The sequence below is a fragment of the Micromonospora sp. NPDC049374 genome, from assembly GCF_040677165.1.
Taxonomy (GTDB): domain Bacteria; phylum Actinomycetota; class Actinomycetes; order Mycobacteriales; family Micromonosporaceae; genus Micromonospora.
The window spans coordinates 35,331-53,786 of record NZ_JBFAQH010000003.1 but is presented as its reverse complement, the minus strand read 5'-3'; the positions used below and the strand labels follow the sequence as shown (position 1 = coordinate 53,786).

Here is an 18,456-nt window from a genome sequence, read left to right as displayed (position 1 = left end):
TCGACGACCCCGGGCAGTTGGACGCGCTTCTGGACGCCGTGCGCTGGGGCGCCATCGCCTCGGCCGATCGGACCGCACTTCAGGCACCCTTCCGTTCCGGCATCGAGATCGAGGATTACCAACTCGACCCGGTGGCCCGGGCGCTGTCGATGCCGCGGACGATTCTGCTGATCACCGACGACGTCGGCCTCGGCAAGACCATCGAAGCCGGGTTGGTGATGCAGGAGCTGGTGCTGCGGCACCGAGCCCGCACCATGATGATCGTGTGTCCAGCCGGGCTGACCCGGCAGTGGCGTGACGAGATGCGCGACAAGTTCGGCCTCGACTTCCGCATCGTCGGCGCGGCCCTGCTCCGGGAGTTGCGCCGGGCCCGAGGTCTCTACACCAACCCGTGGACGCACTACGCGCGACTGATCGCCAGCGTGGGCTGGTTGAAGCGGGACCGGCCGATGCGGCTGCTCCGCGAGGTGCTGCCGGCGACGCCGCGTTATCCGAGCTGCGATCTGCAGCCGACCGGGGCGTACACATCGATCTGATCGTGGAAAGCTCAGCCGAAGACGACGGCGCCTTACGGAGATCGGCCGGCGCCGCTGTCACCTTCGCCGCTCTCCGGAACCGCGCGACGTTCTGGCACTGGCCGGCCGGGTGTCAGTCGAGAAACTCGGCCGCTTTGGTCATCGGTCCTCCAACGTCACCGGTGTTGAGCGTGCCTGCCGGTTCGAACAACAGGATCGCGGTCTCCTCGTCCGCCACCGGGCAGTGCTCGACTCCACGGGGGACCACGAACAACTCGCCGGGTTCCAACACCACATCGCCCTCCCTGAGTTGGATGGTGAGCCGTCCGCTGATGACCAGGAACAATTCATCGGTGTCCTCGTGGGTGTGCCAGACGAATTCCCCTTTCACCTTGACCAGCTTGACCTCGTAATCGTTGAGCACGGCCACAGTCTTCGGCGACCACAGCTCGCTGAACTGCGACAGCTTCTCGGCGAGGTTGACCGGAAGAACAGACTTGGACATACGGCATCCTTCCTCGACTCCGGGCAATCGGGAACGGTTTGTGGGCTCTCGAATCGGCGTCACGAGCCTGCCACACACGGACTCCGCCAGTCTTGTACGTTCCTACGGACCTCAGCGTCCTTCTGCTGCCTCACGGCGTCCCACGACGGTCACGGCCTTACGCGGGCCGGTCGGGAACCCAGTCCGTGAACCGTCGGTGCAGCCCTGCGGCGTCCTCGCCGGAGCCCGACACGGCAAGCTGCCCGGCGGCCTCCTCGCGCAACTCGATGAGGCGCACCATGAGCGCCGGCTTGTCTTCCCGGTACACCGCGAGCAGGCGTAGCTTCGCCGGAGAACAGGGCCAGGCGGCCCCGCACGCCTGGCAACGCCACGTCGGGCGGGACGGGACGTGCGCCTCGATCCGGCCGATCATCCGGTCACGCTCGCGACGCCGGAGCGGGGCCGGGAGCGACGCTTGGCGTACGGGACGGGCGGGACGTTTACCGGCCGCATCCCCGCCGGCCGCAGGAACAGCGCCCGGCGCTGGGTCGCGTCCCCGTGCCGATCGAGCTGGTAGACGTCGACCCAGGCCCACCCGTCGTACGTCGTGCGTTCCAGGTGCCGGATCACGCGGACCAGGATCGGTTGGTGGAACTGCGGGGATGCTTCCCGGGTCAGGAGGTACACGCCGGGACGGACCCGGGGTGTTCCGCCCTCCCGCCCGGTCACCGGCCACGCGCCGTCTCTTGCACGGACATGGGTGCCTCCTCCGTCCCTCCGTCGCGGTTGGAGGGGGTCGCCCCGGTCTGCTCGCCCAGGGGCGACCCCCGGCGACCCGGCGAGCGGGATTGCCGTCCCAAGGCCCGCACGCGCCGCCCATGGAAACCATCGCGTGGCGAATGTGGACGACTACAGGGCGTAGGCATAGGTTCTTCAGACGTCAAGGACGTCATGTGGGAGGCGGCATGAATCAGGCGCTGAGGGCAGCCATGGTGGACGCGGGAGAGACCGCCGAGAGTCTCGCCGAACAGGTCGGCGTGGATCCCAAGACGGTCGCGCGGTGGGTTGCTCCGGGACGGGTGCCGCATCCCCGCCACCGCGCGGCGGCGGCTGCGGCATTAGGGCGGGACATCGAGGACATCTGGCCGGACGTTTTGAAGCGGCGCGAGCCGTCCTGGCTCCGGCCCTGGGTGGAGACGGAACTCCAGGCCACCGCGCTGCGGTCCTTTCAAGTCGCGGTCATCCCGGGCCTGTTGCAGACCCCCGAGTACGCCTCGGCAGTGCTCAGCAGCGGGCTGCTCGCCCCGGACGAGGTGGCCGGCTACGTCGAGACCCGGATGCGCCGACAGTCGTCGGTCCTGGAACGGCGCAAACCGCCGCTCCTCGTCGCGGTCATCGACGAGTTCGCGCTTCGTCGCGGAGCCGCGGACATCATGCACCCGCAGCTGGATCACCTGGTGCGGCTGGCGCAGCGGCCCAACATCCTGCTGCACGTGCTGCCGCTCGACGCCGGCCTGCACCCCGGGCAGGCGGGGCCGTTCGTCATCGCCACGACGGAGGACGGCGACGTCGCTTACCTGGACGACCAGGCCGCCGGCCGGCTGACCAACGACACCGCCGCGCTCTGGTCCACTTGGGATACGCTGCGCTCGGTGGCGCTGCCGCGCCGCCAGACCATCGACTTCCTTGAGGCACGATCATGGCTGACCTGACCGGCGCCGTGTGGCGCACAAGCACCCGTAGCAGCTCGAACGGTGGCGACTGTGTCGAGGTCGCCGACAACCTTCCCGACGTCGTCGGTGTCCGCGACTCGAAGGACCGGACCGGTCCGGCGTTGGTCTTCGCTCCCGCGGCCTGGCAGGCGTTCGTCGCCCGGGCCGCCGGGCGGTCCTGACCCGACCGGCGCGCAGGCGCCCGTCCCCACCGGGGCGGGCGCTTCATCGCGAGCGCAGCGACACATGCACCCATCACCGCCTCGCCGGCCCGCCTCGGGCCGACGATTCGGCTCGCCAACGTTGAGATCTTGGACATTTCCCGTTCTGCGCTAACGGAAAATGTCCAAGATTCACGCGGCGAGGTGCCGCGGCGGCTGCGGTCGGGGCGGCTGCGGCGACCATCGCTGGGGCTGGGGCTGGGGCTGGGGCTGGGGCTCAGTTGATCGGCAGCAAACCCGTGCCGGCGCCCTTCATCGACCGGGTGAGGGTGCGGTCGCTGATCCAGAGGAAGCACTGCACCGACCGGTTGCCGCTGCGCCACTCGCCTTCCGACGGGTGGTAGAAGATGGTGCCGACCCGGTACTGGAGGTTGCCGTCGTCCGGCAGCTTGGCGTAGCGGGCGACGGCGCTGCGGCAACCACGATGGCTCCGTGTGGGGTTCTCCAGGAACTCCGACCAGCTGCTCTTCGGTGCCTGCCACAGGCCCACGAACTCCGCCCGGTGTTTCGCGGTGCACTTGACGGCGACCATCTCGGTCACCTCGTCGCCCTCGGTGCGGGCGTTGAAGCAGCCGTGCCGCAGCGGGGACGACCCGTCCAACGCACCGGCCAGGCTGTCCGTGCGGCGCACCGGTACCGGGGTGTCGAGCCCGCGCAGCTCGTGGACGTCGCAGCGGAACCACCGGGCGCCGCCGGTCCACGCCTGCGGCGAGGGCAGGACGACGGTGAGCCCGATCCGGGCGCCCCGCCAGTCGCCGCCCAACGTCCTGCGGGCCTCGCGGTCGCACTCGCCGAACGCGGCGCGCATCCCCTTGCTGCCGACCGCCGGCGGTCGGGCCCCGGTCGCCTCGGCGAGGGCGCCGACGTGCAGGGTCTCGGCCCGGTGCGGCTGCGCGCAGTCCACCGGCGCGTAAGCGCTGAGGTAGCCGACCTCCTGCGGCTGCCCGTGGCAGGTGCCGGAGCCGGGCGTGAACACCGCCGGTGCGGCCATCGACGCCCAGTCGTCGACCAGGTCACCATCGGTGCCGGCCGGTTTGGTGCAGCCGGTCGCCGCCAACGCCACCACGGCGCCCAGGGCGACTCCGGTCAACCATCGCCGCATCCCCGTCGACCTCCCGCTCCCGCCCGTCGAAGCGGCAGCATACGGCACCGGGCGCAGCCGGTGTCGAGGACGTTTGCGCACCGTGTTCACGTCACGGGCAGTCCCTGTGGGCCGACGCCGCGCATCGAACCGGTGAGCTTGCGGTCGTCGCTCCACAGGATGCACCGCACCCCCCGGTCGCCCTCCTCCCACTCCCGCTGTGACGGCGGGTAGAAGATGGAACCGGCGCGGTAGGGCAGGTCGGCGTTGTTGGGCACGTCCGCGAAGGCGGCGATCAGCTCCATGCACCGCTTGTGTGCCTGGCCGGCCGAACCGACGAACTGCTCCCAGCTCATGTCCTGCTCGACGTAGACGCCGACGAACTCGGCGCCGTGCGGCTCGGTGCACAGCACCGGGGCCATGTAGTTCAGGCTGTCGCCGATGAGCTTCGGGTCGAAGCAGCGGTGCACCAGCGGTGAGTCGCCGATCAGTGCTCCGCGCAGGCTGCCGGTGCGGTTGACCGGCCGGGTGTTGTCGATGCTGTCGGTCTCGCTCAGGTCGCAGCGGAACCAGCGGGCGCCGCCGTTCCAGGCGGGCACCGACGGCAGCGAGATGTTGAGGGTCAACCGGGCGGTGTGCCAGTCACCACCGAGCACCAGGCGGGCCCGCTGGTCGCACTCCGCACGGGCGGTACGCAGCGCCGCCGACCCTGGTTCCGGGCGTTCGCCCTCGGCGGCGGCGTCGGTGAACGTGCCGACGTGGACCGTCTCGGCGAGATGGTTGCGGGCGCAGTCCACCGTCTCGTAGGTGCTCGCCTGGACGACCGCGGTGATCCGGGGCAGGCAGGCGTCGGTGGCCGGCACGAACATGGTCGGTGCCCGCAGTGTCTGCCAGTCGTCGGTGAGATCGCCGTCGGTTCCGCCCGGCCGCACGCAGCCGCTGAGCACCATCGCAGCCACACTGGCCAGCGCCAGTGCCGCGAGCCACCGTCGCATCGTCCGCCCTTTCCGGGAGCTGCCGCCCGGCTGCCGGCTCCCGCGCCCACCGGCCTGCACGATACCGTCACCGTCCCCGATGGAGTGTTGCCGCGAATCGGTCGTCTGGCCAGTGGAAGCTGAGCTTCATTCCGTTTCATCGGTTCGAAGGGGGTCATTCTGCACCATTGGTCACCTCCGGGTCACGGGGTGTCCCGGTTGCTGGCACGCTGCCGTGGCTGCTGGCCGCGTTCGTACACTGGCCCTGTGACCGTACCGCCGCCGATCATCGCGCCCAGCATCCTCGCCGCCGATTTCTCCCGCCTCGCCGAGGAGGTCCGTGCCGTCGAGGACGCCGCGGACTGGTTGCACGTCGACGTCATGGACAACCACTTCGTGCCGAACCTGACCATCGGGCTGCCCGTGGTGCAGAGCCTGCGGGCCGCCACCAAGCTGCCCTTCGACGTACATTTGATGATCACCGACCCGCAGCGTTGGGCGCCCGGCTACGCCGATGCGGGGGCGTACAACGTCACCTTCCACGCCGAGGCCTGCGACGACCCGGTGGCGTTGGCCCGGGACCTGCGGGCGGCCGGTGCCAAGGCGGGGCTGGCGATCGACCGGGACACCCCGATCGAGCCGTACCTCGACCTGCTGCCGAGCTTCGACACGCTGCTGGTCATGACCATCAAGGCCGGGTTCGGCGGGCAGCGGTTCCTCCCGCAACTGCTGGACAAGGTCCGCACCGCGCGTCGCCACGTCGACGCCGGTCACCTGGAGCTACGCATCGAGGTCGACGGTGGGATCGCCGCCGACACCATCGAGCAGGCGGCCGCGGCGGGCGCCGACGCCTTCGTGGCCGGCACCGCCGTCTACGGTGCCGACGACCCGGCCGAGGCGGTACGCCGGCTGCGCGGGCTGGCCGAGCGTGCGGCGGCCGGGGCCTGACGTGGACACCCCCGACGACGATCGCAAGGACGTGATCCTCGTCGTCGACGACGACGAGGACATCGCCCGCTTCGTCGAGTTCAACCTGCGCCTCCAGGGCTTCGACGTGATCCTCGCCGCGGACGGCCAGGAGGCGTTGGAGCTGATCGAACGCCAGCGGCCCGACCTGGCCGTGGTCGACCTGATGATGCCGCGGGTGGACGGCCTGGAACTGACCCGGAGACTGCGCGCCGACCCGATGACCGCGGCCCTGCCGGTGATCATGCTGACGGCCAAGGGGATGACCCAGGACAAGGTCCACGGGCTCAACGCCGGTGCCGACGACTACCTGGTCAAGCCCTTCGACAACGCCGAGCTGGTCGCCCGGGTCAGCTCCACGCTGCGGCGCAACAAGGAGTTCCGGGAGGTCTCCCCGCTGACCGGGCTGCCGGGCAACAGCCGGATCCGCCGGGAGATCGCCGACCGGGTCCGCGGCGGCGCGGACTACGCCGTCGGCTACATCGACATCGACCGGTTCAAGAGCGTCAACGACCGGTACGGGTTCGTCCGGGGCGACGGCTTCATCTCCGCGCTGGCCCGCAGCCTGCACCGGGCGGTCGTCGCGGTGGCCCTGCCGCCGGCCTTCCTCGGCCACGTCGGCGGTGACGACTTCGTCTTCGTGTGCACACCCGAGCAGGTACGGCCGCTCACCCTGCGGGTGTCGTCGGACTTCGAGAAGGCCGCGGACGCCCTCTACGATCCCACCGACCGGGAACGCGGCTACGTGGAGTTGAAGGACCGACGGGGCAACATCCGCCGGGCGGCGCTGGTCACCCTCTCCATCGGGGTCGCGATCTCCGACGCCGACAAACGCATCACCAACCCGCTGGAGGCGATGACGGTCGCCTCCGAGATGAAGACCGTGGCGAAGAGCCAACCCGGCTCGTACGTGGCGGTGGATCGCCGTCGCGGTGTCGCCGACCCCGGTCACCGTCATGTGAAGTAGCTCGCCCGGGTGGCCCGGCGCCCCGCCGGGCGTGTAAGACTTTGCTCAGTACCCACCACGCGCTGGCGGGACTCGGTGTAATTCCGAACCGGCGGTGATCCACGGTCCGACCGTGGTAAGCCCGCGACCCGGGAGCGGTTCGTCCGCCCGGTGGACCTGGTGAGAATCCGGGGCCGACGGTTGGGGGCGGTTCGTCCGCGCCCAGACAGTCCGGATGGGAGACAGCGCGCGGGACGGAAGGGGGCCGTGTGGCTCGCCGGGCTCCGGCGTGCGCGCGTCCCGTCCGGGGCGGCTGTGCCGTACCCGGGTTCCGCTGCCTGCCCGTGGCCACCCGGCCGACCTCCCTGCCCGCGCGTACGAGCGAGAGGGCAACGGCAGGCGATGGCGAGCGTCTCCGTGGACGAGGCGATGCGTCGCGCGATCGAACTCGCGGCGCGCGGGCTCGGCACCACCAGTCCCAATCCGGTCGTCGGCTGCGTGCTGCTCGACGCCGACGGCGAGGTGGTCGGCGAGGGCTTCCACGCGTACGCCGGGGGACCGCACGCCGAGATCGTCGCGTTGGCCCAGGCCGGCCAGCGGGCCAAGGGCGGCACGGCGGTGGTCACCCTGGAACCCTGCGACCACGTCGGTCGCACCAGCCCCTGTAGCACCGCGCTGGTCCAGGCGGGGGTGGCCCGGGTCGTCATCGCGGTACCGGACCCCAACCCGGTCGCCACCGGCGGCGCCGCCACGTTGCGCGACGCCGGCGTCCGCGTCGACCTGGGGGTACGCGGGGCCGAGGCGGAGAGCGGCAACGTGGCCTGGTTGACCGCCATGCGCCGGGGCTGGCCGTACGTGATCTGGAAGTACGCGGCGACCCTGGACGGCCGCTCCGCGGCGGCCGACGGCACCAGCATGTGGATCACGTCCGAGGCGGCCCGGATGGACGTGCACGCGCTGCGCGCCACCGTCGACGCGGTGGTCGTGGGCGTCGGCACCGTTCTCGCCGACGATCCCCGCCTCACCGTGCGCAACCTGCGCGACGGCAGCCTGGCCATCCGGCAGCCGCTGCGCGTGGTGGTCGACTCGGCCGGGCGTACCCCGGACGGCGCCCGGGTCCGCGACGGCGCCGCCCGCACCTGGGTGGCCACCGCCGCCGAGGTGGGCACCGGCCCGGACGGCGGCGTCGACCTGCCGGCGCTGCTCGCCGCCCTGCACACCCGTGGGGTACGGGCCGTGCTGCTGGAGGGCGGCCCCCGGCTCGCCGGGGCGTTCCTCGCCGCCGGCCTGGTCGACCGGGTGGTCGGCTACCTCGCGCCCCGGCTGCTCGGGGCCGGGCCCGCCGCGCTTGTCGACGCGGGTGTGACCACCATCGCCGAGGCCATCGATCTGGAACTCACCGACGTTACGCAGGTCGGTCCCGACCTGCGGATCACCGCGCTGCCCCGAAAGAGGGAGGGCTAGGCATGTTCACCGGCATCGTCGAGGAACTGGGCGAGGTCGTCGGGGTGACCCCGACGGCAGAGGACTCGACCCTGGTAGCGGTCCGTGGCCCACTGGTCACCTCCGACGCACGACACGGCGACTCGATCGCGGTCAACGGGGTCTGCCTGACCGTCGTCGACGTCGACGGCGGGGTGTTCACCGCCGACGTGATGGGCGAGACGCTGCGCCGCTCGGCGCTGGGCGCACTGGGTACCGGCGACCGGGTCAACCTGGAACGCGCCGCCGCGCTGGGCAGCCGTCTCGGCGGTCACCTGGTGCAGGGGCACGTCGACGGCGTGGGTGAGGTGCTCGCCCGCGAGCCGGCGTCGCGGTGGGAGACGGTCCGGTTCCGGTTGCCCGCCGCGCTGTCCCGGTACGTGGTGGAGAAGGGCTCGATCACCGTCGACGGCGTCTCGCTGACCGTGGCCGAGGTGGGCGACGACTGGTTCGCCGTCGGTCTGATCCCCACCACCCTGTCGGCGACCACGCTCGGCACCAGGTCGGTTGGTGACCGGGTCAACCTGGAGATGGATGTGCTGGCCAAGTACGTCGAGCGGCTGCTGGGTGGCCGTCCGGTCGACGGGGCGGAGGTGCCGGCATGACCTTCGCCGACATCGAGCAGGCCCTGGTCGAGATCGCCGCCGGCCGTCCGGTCGTGGTGGTCGACGACGCCGACCGGGAGAACGAGGGCGACCTGATCTTCGCGGCCGAGCTGGCCACCCCGGAACTGCTGGCCTTCACGGTGCGGCACACCTCGGGCTTCATCTGCGCACCGCTCACCGAGAGCGAGTGCGATCGGCTCGACCTGCCGCCCATGCACCACACCAACCAGGACCGGCGGCAGACCGCGTACACGGTGACCGTCGACGCCCGGGAAGGGGTGACCACCGGCATCTCGGCGGCCGACCGGGCGCACACCATCCGGCTGCTCGCCGACCCGGCCACCGGCCCGACGGACCTGGCCCGCCCGGGGCACGTGGTGCCGCTGCGGGCCCGCGCGGGTGGGGTGCTGCGACGTCCCGGGCACACCGAGGCGGCCGTGGACCTGACCCGGCTGGCCGGTCTGCGTCCGGCCGGGGTGCTCTGCGAGCTGGTAAACGACGACGGCACCATGATGCGGCTGCCGGACCTGGAGAAGTTCTGCGCCGAGCACTCGCTGACCCTGGTCACCATCGCGGATCTGATCGCGTACCGGCGGCGCACCGAGAAGCAGGTCGAGCTGGTCGCCGACGCCCGGATGCCCACCGAGCACGGGGTGTTCCGGGCGTTGGGCTACCGCAGCGAGTACGACTCGGCCGAGCACGTGGCGCTGGTGATGGGCGACATCGGCGACGGCCGTGACGTGCTGGTGCGGGTGCACTCGGAGTGCCTGACCGGCGACGTCTTCTCGTCGGTGCGCTGCGACTGCGGGCCGCAGCTCAACGCCGCCCTGGACCGGGTGGCCCGCGAGGGGCGGGGCGTGGTCCTCTACGTGCGCGGTCACGAGGGGCGCGGCATCGGGCTGCTGCACAAGCTCCAGGCGTACCAGTTGCAGGACCAGGGCCGCGACACGGTGGACGCGAACCTCGACCTCGGCCTGCCGGCCGACGCACGCGACTACGGCACCGGCGCGCAGATCCTCTACGACCTCGGGGTGCGGTCGATGCGGCTGTTGACCAACAACCCGGCCAAGCGGGCGGGGCTGGAGGGCTACGGCCTGACCATCACCGGCCGCGAGGGGCTGCCGGTGCGCCCGCACCCGGAGAACGTACGTTACCTGCGGACCAAGCGGGACCGGATGGGTCACCTGCTCGAACAGCTTGACGAGGTGGCCGAGGCGCCGATGGGGCGTACGGTGCCCGGCAGAGAGATCGGAGCGTAGGAGAGATGGCGGGTTTCGGGGAGCCGGGTTCGGCTCCGGTCGACGCGGCCGGGATGACCGTCGGTGTGGTCGCCGCGCGCTGGCACGGTGACCTGACCGACCACATGCTCGACCGGGCGGTGGCCGCCGCGCAGGCGTGCGGTGCGCGGGCGGTGGTGGCCCGGGTGGCCGGCTCGGTGGAGCTGCCCGTGGTGGCGCAGGCCCTGGCGCGGCGCTGCGACGTGGTGGTCGCCCTCGGCGTGGTGGTACGCGGTGCCACCGCCCATTTCGACTACGTCTGCCGCTCGGTGACCGACGGGCTGACCCGGGTCGCCTTGGACGAGGGCAAGCCGGTCGCGCACGGCGTGCTCACCGTGGACACCATCGAGCAGGCCCGCGACCGCGCCGGCCTGCCCGACTCCGCCGAGGACAAGGGCTGGTCGTCGACGGTGGCCGCCCTGGACGCCGCCCTCGCCATCCGCCAGGCCGCCACCGCCGGCAACTACCCTGTCGGCTTCGGCGCCTAACCCCACCCCATCCTTTCGGCGATCATGAAGTTGTTGTCCCGGAGAGCGTTTACCCGGGACAACAACCTCATGATCAACCGGGCGGGCGGCGCAGCGGGCGGGGCGGGGCGGGGCTTCATGTGAGTTCGGGCGCTCCCGCTTCCTGGGCGAGCCACTGCTCCTCCAGCTGGTTGAGTACGCCCTCGCTGGCGAGCTGCCCGACCGCCGCGCTGACGCAGCCGGTGAGCGGTGAGTCCTTCTCCAGCAGCAGGCCGAACGCCTTCGGGCTGCCCACCTGGGGTAGCTGCCCGACGATGACCGCGTCGTCGGTCTCCGCCTCGGTGAGCAGGAACGCGGTGGGCAGATCCACCACCAGGCCGTCGATCCGCCCGCTCCGCAGGGCCTTCGTGGCCTCGTCGTGGGATTTGTAGGTCCGCGGTTCGGCCTTCGGTCGCACCAGGTCGGTGATGGCCTGGTGTCCGGTCGTGCCGGCCTGGGCGCCGAGCCGGGCGTCACGCAGCTCGGCCAGCGCGGTCTTGCCGGCGATCTTGGAGGACTTCAGCGCGATCACCGTCTGCCGGACGAGGTGGTACGGCGCGGAGAAGTCGACCGCCTGCTTGCGCTCCTCACTGATCGAGAACTGGTCGATGCCGAAGTCGAAGTCCTTCGGCCCCGGCGCGATGGCGGAATCGGACCCCACCCTTGTCCAGGTGACGTCGTCGCGGGCGTAGCCGAGCTGCTCCGCCACCGCGTACGCCACGGCGGACTCGAAGCCCTGACCGTTGGCCGGTTTGCCGTCGACGAACCACGGCGGGCGGGCCGGCTCGTCGGTGGCGATGGTGAGCTTGCCCGCAGTCTCGGTGGGCAGGCTGTCCTTGGTGCATCCCATCGACACGGTCGGCATGGGCGCGGGCTGGGCCTGGGACGTGCAGGCGCTGACCGCCAGCAGAACGGCCGCTGCGGTGGCGAACGCGAGGGTACGCGGGGTGGTGACCATGGCGGACAGCGTACGACCAACATAGGCGGGGATCGAAGGACTGTCCCACTGTGCCGGTAGGGAATGCCGGTCCCGTCCACCGGTCAGCACCGACCCGGTGCTCGGGTGGACCGAGGGCGACTGCGAGAATCCGTCTTCGTGAAGACGTTCGAGGAGTTGTTCGCGGAGTTGCAGGCCAAGGCAGCGGCCGGCACCCCCGGCTCGGGCACGGTCGCCGCACTGGAGAAGGGCGTGCACTTCATCGGCAAGAAGGTCGTCGAGGAGGCGGCCGAGTCGTGGATGGCCGCCGAGCACGAGGGGCCGGAGCGCACCGCCGAGGAGATCTCCCAGCTGCTCTACCAGGTGCAGGTGCTGATGCTCGCCAGCGGTCTCGACCTGAAGGACGTCTACCGACATCTGTGAGTGCCCCACCGTCGACCCGGAACCGATCGAAGGAGCACTCCGTCATGCTGCGTGTCGCCGTACCCAACAAGGGCGCCCTGGCCGATTCGGCCGCCCAGATGCTGCGCGAGGCGGGCTACCGCCAGCGCACCGACACCAAGGACCTGGTCTGCCGCGACCAGGCCAACGACATCGAATTCTTCTACCTGCGGCCGAAGGACATCGCCACCTACGTCGGCTCCGGTGACCTGGACGTCGGCATCACCGGTCGGGACCTGCTGATCGACTCCGGCGCGCCGGCCGAGGAGGTCGTCGACCTGAACTTCGGCCGGGCCACCTTCCGGTTCGCCGCCCGGCCGGACGACGTCGACGACGTACGGGAACTGGGCGGGCACCGGATCGCCACCGCGTACCCGGGCCTGGTCGAGCGGCACCTCACCGAGCTGGGCGTCAAGGCCGACGTGATCCGCCTCGACGGTGCGGTGGAAAACGCCATCCGGCTGGGTGTCGCCGACGTGGTCGCCGACGTGGTGGAGACCGGGGCGACGCTGCGCCAGGCCGGCCTGGTGGTCTTCGGTGAACCCCTGCTGCAATCGTCGGCGGTGCTGGTCCGTCGCACCGGCGCGGCTTCCCACCCGCAGGCCGAGCAGCTGTTGCGCCGGCTGCACGGGGTGCTGGTGGCCCGCCGCTACGTGATGCTCGCCTACGACGTGCCGGCCGGGCTGCTGGATCGGGCCAGCTCGCTCACCCCGGGCATCGAGTCGCCGACGGTCTCCCCGTTGCACCGGGAGGGCTGGGTGGCGGTGCAGGCCATGGTGCTCCGCGACGACGTGCACCGGATCATGGACGAACTCTACGAACTGGGCGCCCGGGCGATCCTGGTCACCAACATCCACGCCTGTCGGCTGTGAGCCGGCCGCCGGTAGCGCTCGCACTCACGCTTGTCGCCCTCGGGGGGATCGCCTCGGCCGCCCAGGGGGCGGTGAACGCGGAACTGGGGCAGCGGGTCGGCAACGCCTCCCTGGGTGCGGTCGTCAACAACCTCGGTGGCTGCCTGCTGGTCCTGGTCGGGCTGCTGGCTCTGCCGTCGATGCGGACCGGGCTGGCCGCCCTGCGACGGTCCCGCCTGCCCTGGTGGACGTACCTGGGTGGGCTGGGTGGGGCGGCCATCGTGGTGTTCGCCGCGTACGCCGTTCCGGTGCTCGGGGTCGCGGTGTTCACCATCGCCCAGGTCGCCGGTGGCAGCCTCGGCGGGCTGGCCTCGGACCGGGCCGGCCTGGCCCCGGTGGGCCGGCTGCCGCTCACCGTGCCCCGGCTCGCCGGGGCGTTGCTCGGGGTGGCCGCGGTGGCCCTGGCGCAGACCGGCCAACCCGTCGGTGACCTGGCCGTCGGCCTGCTGCTGCTCGCGGTTGCCGGCGGCGTCGCCGTGGCGTTGCAGGCCGCGCTCAACGGCCGGATCTCCGCGGCCGGGTCGGCCGCCGCCGGGGTCGCCGTCAACTTCGTCGTCAGTACGCCTGTGGTGCTGCTCGTCGCGGCGTTGGCCGGCGCGTTCACCGGTCCGTCGATCCGCTGGCCGGACGGCTGGCACCTCTACACCGGTGGGCTGCTCGGGGTCGGCATCGTGGCCAGCCTGGTCGTGGGGGTACGCGCGGCGGGAGTGCTGCGTACCGGTCTGGCGCTGGTCGGCGGCCAACTCGCCGGTGCCCTGCTGCTGGACGTGCTGCTGCCGCAGGGGCCGGGCGCCCGGTTGCCGGTACTGGCCGGCGCGCTGCTCACCCTGCTCGCGGTGCTGGTCGCCGGGCGCTCCCCACGCGCCACCGGCGTCCTCGCCTCGGCCACCGGCGTCCCCGCCTCGGCCACCGGCGTCCCCGCCTCGGCCACCGGCGTCCCCGCCTCGGCCACCGGCGGGCCGCCCGTGACCGGTCCGCCGCCCACCGCGGCGTCGGGTCCGGCCGCTGGGTCGGGCTCACCCGAGGTTGACATCAGTGTGGCGGCGGACGGCCCGCCGGAACCGGATGGCAGACTTGTGCCATGAGCGAGCGGCGGGACGCGACGCAGCCCAGTGCCGGCCCGGGCGAGCGCGAGCGGGCGACCGGCACCGAGTCGATCCGGCTGCGGCCGCGACGGATCCGGCTGGTCTGCTGGGTGTCGGCCATCCTGCTGGTCGTGGTCTTCGCGCTGATCGCCACCACGCTGACCGGCCCGACCGGTAACGGCTACGGAACCTTCCAGCGCGGTGACCAGTTCGCCATGATCGGGCTCGGGTTCGTGTTCGCCCTGGGCACGCTGCTGTTCACCCGACCTCGGGTCGAGGCGGACACGCGGGGTGTCCGGGTCCGCAACATCATCGGCTCGTACGAACTGCCCTGGGAGGTCGTCCGGGGGATCCGGTTCGACCGGGGTGCGCCGTGGGCGGCCCTGGAGCTGTACGACGACGACCTGCTCCCGGTGGTCGCTCTCCAGGCAGCCGACAAGCAACTCGCCGTCGACGGCGTCCGAGCGCTGCGCCGCCTGCACCAGGCGCACCTGACTGCCGTCACCGAGCGCGCGGCTCGCTGATCCGGCCCGCCAAGCGGGTCGGTTTGAGGTGCCCGTTACCGAGGGTGTAGTGTTGTCGAGTCGACCAGGCTGTCCGCTCCGGCGGGCGGCCGTGAAAGCGGAGCGCCTGCTCCCACCCGCGTCGCCGCCTGTGGCGTCCGGGTCCGGTCACCGGTTCCGGGCACGTCCCGGTCCCGGATGCGCGATCCTGTGATCGTGCCGACCGGTCGAGCGGGCCCTGGCATACGCCGGGGCCTTCTACTTTCCGGGCCGGTTCCCACCGGGAGCCACCGGGTCGGCCACGCATGAAGATCCGACTCGAGGAGGCCCCATCAGCGTCGAACCACGCGTGAACGAGCAGATCCGGGCACGTGAGGTCCGACTGGTCGGCCCCGAGGGTGAGCAGGTGGGCATCGTCCCGCTGGAGCGCGCCCTTCAGCTGGCCGCGGACGTCGATCTGGACCTGGTCGAGGTTGCGCCGATGGCGCGCCCGCCGGTGTGCAAGCTCATGGACTTCGGCAAGTTCAAGTACGAGAGCGCACTGAAGGCGCGCGAAGCGCGGCGGAACCAGCAGCAGACCGTCATCAAGGAAATGAAGCTCCGGCCGAAGATCGATCCGCACGACTACGAGACCAAGAAGGGTCACGTGGTGCGGTTCCTCAAGGCCGGCGACAAGGTCAAGGTGACGATCATGTTCCGCGGTCGCGAGCAGAGTCGCCCGGAGCTGGGCTACCGGCTCCTGCGTCGGCTCGAGTCCGAGATCACGGAACTGGGATACGTGGAGTCCGCTCCGAAGCAGGACGGCCGAAACATGATCATGGTTCTCGCTCCGCACCGGGCCGTGAAGGCCTCCGCGGTCGCCGCCACGGCGTCCCGTGGTGGGCCTCGGGAGCGGACCGCGGAGGAACCCGCCGCGGCCGCCGAACCTGCGGTGACCAGTGAGAGCGCAGCAGCCGGTGAGACCGGCACGACCGCTGACACCAGCGGTCAGTAACAGGGGAGAAGACGTTCCACATGCCGAAGATGAAGAGCCACACGGGGATGGGCAAGCGGGTCCGCGTGACCGGCAAAGGCAAGATCACCAAGCAGCAGGCCGGTCTGCGTCACAACCTGGAGAAGAAGCCCTCCACCCGCACCCGCCGGCTGACGGGCGTGGTCGAGGTGGCCAAGGCTGACGTCAAGCGCATCAAGAAGCTGCTCGGCCGCTGACGCGCGCCACCTGAATCCAAGAAGGAGTTGAGATGGCACGCGTCAAGCGGGCTGTTAACGCCCAGAAGAAGCGCCGTACCCTGCTGGAGACCGCGAGCGGATACCGCGGTCAGCGCTCCCGGCTGTACCGCAAGGCCAAGGAGCAGGTGCTGCACTCGATGCAGTACGCCTACCGGGACCGTCGCGACCGCAAGGGCGACTTCCGGCAGCTGTGGATCCAGCGGATCAACGCGGGTGCCCGCGCCAACGGGATGACCTACAACCGGCTGATCCAGGGCCTGCGCCTGGCCGGCATCGAGGTCGACCGCAAGATCCTGGCCGACCTGGCCGTCAACGACGCCGCCGCGTTCGCGGCGATCGTCGAGCTGGCCCGGGCCGCCGTGCAGGCCGAGGGCACCGGCGGCGCGCCCGCCCAGGCCGCCTGAGTCCCACACAGCGCAGCGAGGCGTCCCTCGGCGACGGGGGACGCCTCGCGCGTGTGGCTGAGACCATGCCCTTCACACCGCGTACCCCCAGGGTGGTGGCCGCGCGCCGACTTCAGCGTCGCCGCGAACGCGACGCCGCGGGTCGGTTCCTCGCCGAGGGACCGCAGGCGGTCCGGGAGGCCCTGAGCCGGCCGCGCACCGTCCTTGAGCTGTTCGGCACACCCGCCGCCCTCGACCGGTACGCCGACCTCGCGGCGACCGCCGCCAGCGACGACGTGCCCGTCTCCGAGGTGACCGACGAGGCGCTGGCCGCGCTCGCCGAGACCGTCGCCCCGCAGGGGCTGGTCGCCGTCTGCCGGCACCTCGACGTGTCCCTGGCCGTCGCGTTGTCCCGCAGCCCCCGACTGGTGGCCGTGCTCGCCGGCATCCGGGACCCGGGCAACGCCGGCACGGTGCTGCGTACCGCCGACGCGGCCGGCGCCACCGCGGTGATCTTCGCGGGTGACGCCGTCGACCCGTACAACGGCAAGTGCGTCAGGTCGTCTGCGGGCAGCCTGTTCCACGTCGACGTGGTCCGGGAACGCGACCCGCTCGCGACGCTCACCGCGGCGCGGACCGCCGGGCTGACCGTGCTCGCCGCGACCGGCTACGGCGACGCGGATCTCGACGACCTGGTCGACGCCGGCAGGTTGGCCGCGCCGACCGCCTGGCTGTTCGGCTCCGAGGCGCACGGCCTGCCCACCGAGCTGGCCGAGGCCGCCGACGCCCGGGTCCGGGTGCCGCTGCACGGGCGGGCCGAGAGCCTCAACCTGGCTGCGGCGGCTGCCGTCTGCCTGTACGCTTCAGCCAGAGCACAGCGCTGACCCCGGGTCATGCGCGCATGACGGAGGAGATGCGGCCCCGATGGTGAACGCACCACGGCGTTCGTTTAGCCAGCCCGCCGGTGTCGGCGGGCGGCGGGCCTGACCTGCTCTCCACGCGACTCCCACCGGCGGGCTGCGGCACAGCCGCGCGTCCGTAGACTCGCCTAGCCGCCCGTGAGGGCCGGTGCCGTCGTGAGGGAGTGCCCGTACGCCATGACTTACCGCAACGATCCGTACGACCCGAAGCAGGTTGCCCTGCTCGACCCGGCCGCGCTGGCCGAGGCCGTGACCGGGGCCGAGAAGGCGTTCGCCGCCGCCGGTGACCCCGACGCGCTGGCCGCGGTGCGCCCGGCGCACCTGGGGGACCGCGCCCCGATTTCGCTGGCCCGCCGCGAGATCGGCGCGCTGCCGCCGGCCGCCAAGGCCGACGCCGGCAAGCGGGTAAACGAGGCCCGCCGCATCATCGAGCAGGCGTACGCCGCCCGTTCCGAGGTGCTGGAGCGCGAGCAGGCCGAGCGGGTCCTGGTCGCCGAACGAGTCGACGTGACGCTGCCGTACGACCGGCACCCGCGTGGCTCCCGGCACCCGATCACGCTACTGATGGAGCAGATCAGCGACCTGTTCATCGGGATGGGCTACGAGGTGGCCGAGGGGCCCGAGGTCGAGCTGGAGTGGACCAACTTCGACGCGCTCAACATCCCCGCCGACCACCCCGCCCGCGGGCTGATGGACACCTTCCACATCGCACCGGAGGGCTCCGGACTGGTGCTGCGTACCCACACCTCGCCGGTGCAGGCGCGCACCATGCTCACCCACAAACCGCCGATCTACGTGGTCGTGCCCGGCCGGGTCTACCGCACCGACGAGTTGGACGCCACCCACTCCCCGGTCTTCTACCAGGTCGAGGGCCTGGTGGTGGACAAGGGCATCACGATGGCGCACCTGCGCGGCACGCTCGACCACTTCGCCCGGGCGATGTTCGGCGCGGGGGCGAAGACCCGGTTCCGGCCGCACTACTTCCCGTTCACCGAGCCGTCGGCCGAGTTCGACGTGTGGTTCCCGGAGCACCGCAAGGGCCCACAGTGGGTCGAGTGGGGTGGCTGCGGCATGGTCAACCCGCGGGTGCTGCGGGCGTGCGGCATCGACCCGGAGGTCTACTCCGGCTTCGCCTTCGGCATGGGCATCGACCGGACCGTGATGTTCCGGCACGGGGTGGGCGACATGCGGGACCTGGTCGAGGGCGACGTCCGGTTCACCCGGGCGTTCGGCCACGGGGCTTAGTGCGGGCGCGAGTTACGGAGACGGTGGTTACA

24 protein-coding genes are annotated in these 18,456 nt (G+C 71.6%); 18 read left to right on the top strand and 6 right to left on the bottom strand.

Annotated elements, in window-relative coordinates; all coding sequences use genetic code 11:
* The first annotated feature begins 17 nt into the window (after positions 1-17).
* Entirely contained in the window at positions 18-536 is a 519-nt protein-coding gene (locus AB0J93_RS06200) for an SNF2-related protein (RefSeq protein ID WP_363918692.1), read from the top strand.
* Positions 537-648: 112 nt separating this feature from the next.
* On the opposite strand, the gene AB0J93_RS06195 is transcribed toward AB0J93_RS06200, so the two are convergent.
* The 3 genes from AB0J93_RS06195 to AB0J93_RS06185 all read right to left on the bottom strand — a co-directional run bounded on the left by AB0J93_RS06195 (position 649) and on the right by AB0J93_RS06185 (position 1,728).
* Entirely contained in the window at positions 649-1,020 is a 372-nt protein-coding gene (locus AB0J93_RS06195) for a cupin domain-containing protein (protein WP_363918690.1), read from the bottom strand.
* A 157-nt stretch (positions 1,021-1,177) separates the two neighbouring features.
* On the bottom strand, positions 1,178-1,432 hold the full coding sequence (locus AB0J93_RS06190; protein ID WP_363918688.1) for a flavin reductase: 255 nt from the start codon (positions 1,430-1,432) through the stop codon (positions 1,178-1,180).
* A complete protein-coding gene (locus AB0J93_RS06185; RefSeq protein ID WP_363918686.1) occupies positions 1,429-1,728 on the bottom strand; it encodes a hypothetical protein in 300 nt (99 codons plus the stop codon). Before AB0J93_RS06185 ends, AB0J93_RS06190 begins: the two co-directional genes overlap by 4 nt.
* A 236-nt stretch (positions 1,729-1,964) precedes the next feature.
* Here AB0J93_RS06185 and AB0J93_RS06180 point away from each other — a divergent pair, with 236 nt between their 5' ends.
* Positions 1,965-2,711: a DUF5753 domain-containing protein gene (locus AB0J93_RS06180; RefSeq protein ID WP_363918684.1), complete on the top strand. Its 747-nt coding sequence runs from the start codon at positions 1,965-1,967 to the stop codon at positions 2,709-2,711.
* Entirely contained in the window at positions 2,699-2,893 is a 195-nt protein-coding gene (locus tag AB0J93_RS06175; protein WP_363918682.1) for a DUF397 domain-containing protein, read from the top strand. The genes AB0J93_RS06180 and AB0J93_RS06175 overlap by 13 nt, the downstream gene beginning before the upstream one ends.
* Before the next feature lie 256 nt (positions 2,894-3,149).
* Here the strand turns inward: AB0J93_RS06175 and AB0J93_RS06170 are convergent, their stop codons facing one another.
* Together AB0J93_RS06170 and AB0J93_RS06165 are read right to left on the bottom strand one after the other, a co-directional pair.
* The gene (locus tag AB0J93_RS06170) at positions 3,150-4,034 is read right to left on the bottom strand and encodes a septum formation family protein (RefSeq protein WP_363918680.1); all 885 of its coding nucleotides are present in this window, start codon (positions 4,032-4,034) and stop codon (positions 3,150-3,152) included.
* Positions 4,035-4,120: 86 nt separating this feature from the next.
* Positions 4,121-5,008, bottom strand: a complete 888-nt coding sequence (locus tag AB0J93_RS06165) for a septum formation family protein (protein ID WP_363918678.1) — start codon at positions 5,006-5,008, stop codon at positions 4,121-4,123.
* A 246-nt stretch (positions 5,009-5,254) separates the two neighbouring features.
* Here AB0J93_RS06165 and rpe point away from each other — a divergent pair, with 246 nt between their 5' ends.
* The 6 genes from rpe to ribH all read left to right on the top strand — a co-directional run bounded on the left by rpe (position 5,255) and on the right by ribH (position 10,751).
* Positions 5,255-5,935, top strand: a complete 681-nt coding sequence (gene rpe, locus AB0J93_RS06160; protein ID WP_363918676.1) for a ribulose-phosphate 3-epimerase — start codon at positions 5,255-5,257, stop codon at positions 5,933-5,935.
* Positions 5,916-6,920 carry a response regulator gene (locus tag AB0J93_RS06155; protein WP_363918674.1) on the top strand — a complete coding sequence of 335 codons (1,005 nt, stop codon included), beginning with the start codon at positions 5,916-5,918 and terminating at the stop codon, positions 6,918-6,920. Before rpe ends, AB0J93_RS06155 begins: the two co-directional genes overlap by 20 nt.
* Before the next feature lie 381 nt (positions 6,921-7,301).
* The gene (gene ribD, locus AB0J93_RS06150; RefSeq protein WP_363918672.1) at positions 7,302-8,363 is read left to right on the top strand and encodes a bifunctional diaminohydroxyphosphoribosylaminopyrimidine deaminase/5-amino-6-(5-phosphoribosylamino)uracil reductase RibD; all 1,062 of its coding nucleotides are present in this window, start codon (positions 7,302-7,304) and stop codon (positions 8,361-8,363) included.
* 2 nt (positions 8,364-8,365) lie between these two features.
* The gene (locus AB0J93_RS06145; protein ID WP_363918670.1) at positions 8,366-8,986 is read left to right on the top strand and encodes a riboflavin synthase; all 621 of its coding nucleotides are present in this window, start codon (positions 8,366-8,368) and stop codon (positions 8,984-8,986) included.
* Positions 8,983-10,245, top strand: coding sequence for a bifunctional 3,4-dihydroxy-2-butanone-4-phosphate synthase/GTP cyclohydrolase II (locus tag AB0J93_RS06140; protein ID WP_363918668.1), 1,263 nt, complete (start codon positions 8,983-8,985; stop codon positions 10,243-10,245). Before AB0J93_RS06145 ends, AB0J93_RS06140 begins: the two co-directional genes overlap by 4 nt.
* Before the next feature lie 5 nt (positions 10,246-10,250).
* Entirely contained in the window at positions 10,251-10,751 is a 501-nt protein-coding gene (gene ribH / locus AB0J93_RS06135) for a 6,7-dimethyl-8-ribityllumazine synthase (protein WP_363918666.1), read from the top strand.
* Positions 10,752-10,866: 115 nt separating this feature from the next.
* On the opposite strand, the gene AB0J93_RS06130 is transcribed toward ribH, so the two are convergent.
* A complete protein-coding gene (locus tag AB0J93_RS06130) occupies positions 10,867-11,727 on the bottom strand; it encodes a transporter substrate-binding domain-containing protein (protein ID WP_363918664.1) in 861 nt (286 codons plus the stop codon).
* A 138-nt stretch (positions 11,728-11,865) separates the two neighbouring features.
* Here AB0J93_RS06130 and AB0J93_RS06125 point away from each other — a divergent pair, with 138 nt between their 5' ends.
* From AB0J93_RS06125 to pheS, 9 genes are all read left to right on the top strand, one after another.
* A complete protein-coding gene (locus AB0J93_RS06125) occupies positions 11,866-12,129 on the top strand; it encodes a phosphoribosyl-ATP diphosphatase (protein WP_088947482.1) in 264 nt (87 codons plus the stop codon).
* Between the two features lie 44 nt (positions 12,130-12,173).
* Entirely contained in the window at positions 12,174-13,019 is an 846-nt protein-coding gene (gene hisG, locus AB0J93_RS06120; protein ID WP_363918662.1) for an ATP phosphoribosyltransferase, read from the top strand.
* Positions 13,016-14,143 (top strand): DMT family transporter, encoded by a 1,128-nt coding sequence (locus AB0J93_RS06115; protein ID WP_363918660.1) that lies wholly within the window; start codon positions 13,016-13,018, stop codon positions 14,141-14,143. Before hisG ends, AB0J93_RS06115 begins: the two co-directional genes overlap by 4 nt.
* The gene (locus AB0J93_RS06110) at positions 14,140-14,667 is read left to right on the top strand and encodes a PH domain-containing protein (protein ID WP_363918658.1); all 528 of its coding nucleotides are present in this window, start codon (positions 14,140-14,142) and stop codon (positions 14,665-14,667) included. Before AB0J93_RS06115 ends, AB0J93_RS06110 begins: the two co-directional genes overlap by 4 nt.
* 328 nt (positions 14,668-14,995) lie before the next feature.
* Positions 14,996-15,640, top strand: a complete 645-nt coding sequence (gene infC / locus AB0J93_RS06105) for a translation initiation factor IF-3 (protein ID WP_363918656.1) — start codon at positions 14,996-14,998, stop codon at positions 15,638-15,640.
* Positions 15,641-15,660: 20 nt separating this feature from the next.
* A complete protein-coding gene (gene rpmI, locus AB0J93_RS06100) occupies positions 15,661-15,855 on the top strand; it encodes a 50S ribosomal protein L35 (RefSeq protein ID WP_093404274.1) in 195 nt (64 codons plus the stop codon).
* Between the two features lie 32 nt (positions 15,856-15,887).
* Positions 15,888-16,280 carry a 50S ribosomal protein L20 gene (rplT, locus tag AB0J93_RS06095; RefSeq protein WP_093404272.1) on the top strand — a complete coding sequence of 131 codons (393 nt, stop codon included), beginning with the start codon at positions 15,888-15,890 and terminating at the stop codon, positions 16,278-16,280.
* Positions 16,281-16,345: 65 nt separating this feature from the next.
* Complete coding sequence (locus AB0J93_RS06090; protein ID WP_363918653.1) at positions 16,346-17,143, top strand: RNA methyltransferase; 798 nt, start codon at positions 16,346-16,348, stop codon at positions 17,141-17,143.
* Positions 17,144-17,356: 213 nt separating this feature from the next.
* Positions 17,357-18,424 (top strand): phenylalanine--tRNA ligase subunit alpha, encoded by a 1,068-nt coding sequence (gene pheS, locus AB0J93_RS06085; RefSeq protein WP_363918651.1) that lies wholly within the window; start codon positions 17,357-17,359, stop codon positions 18,422-18,424.
* Positions 18,425-18,456 lie beyond the last annotated feature (32 nt).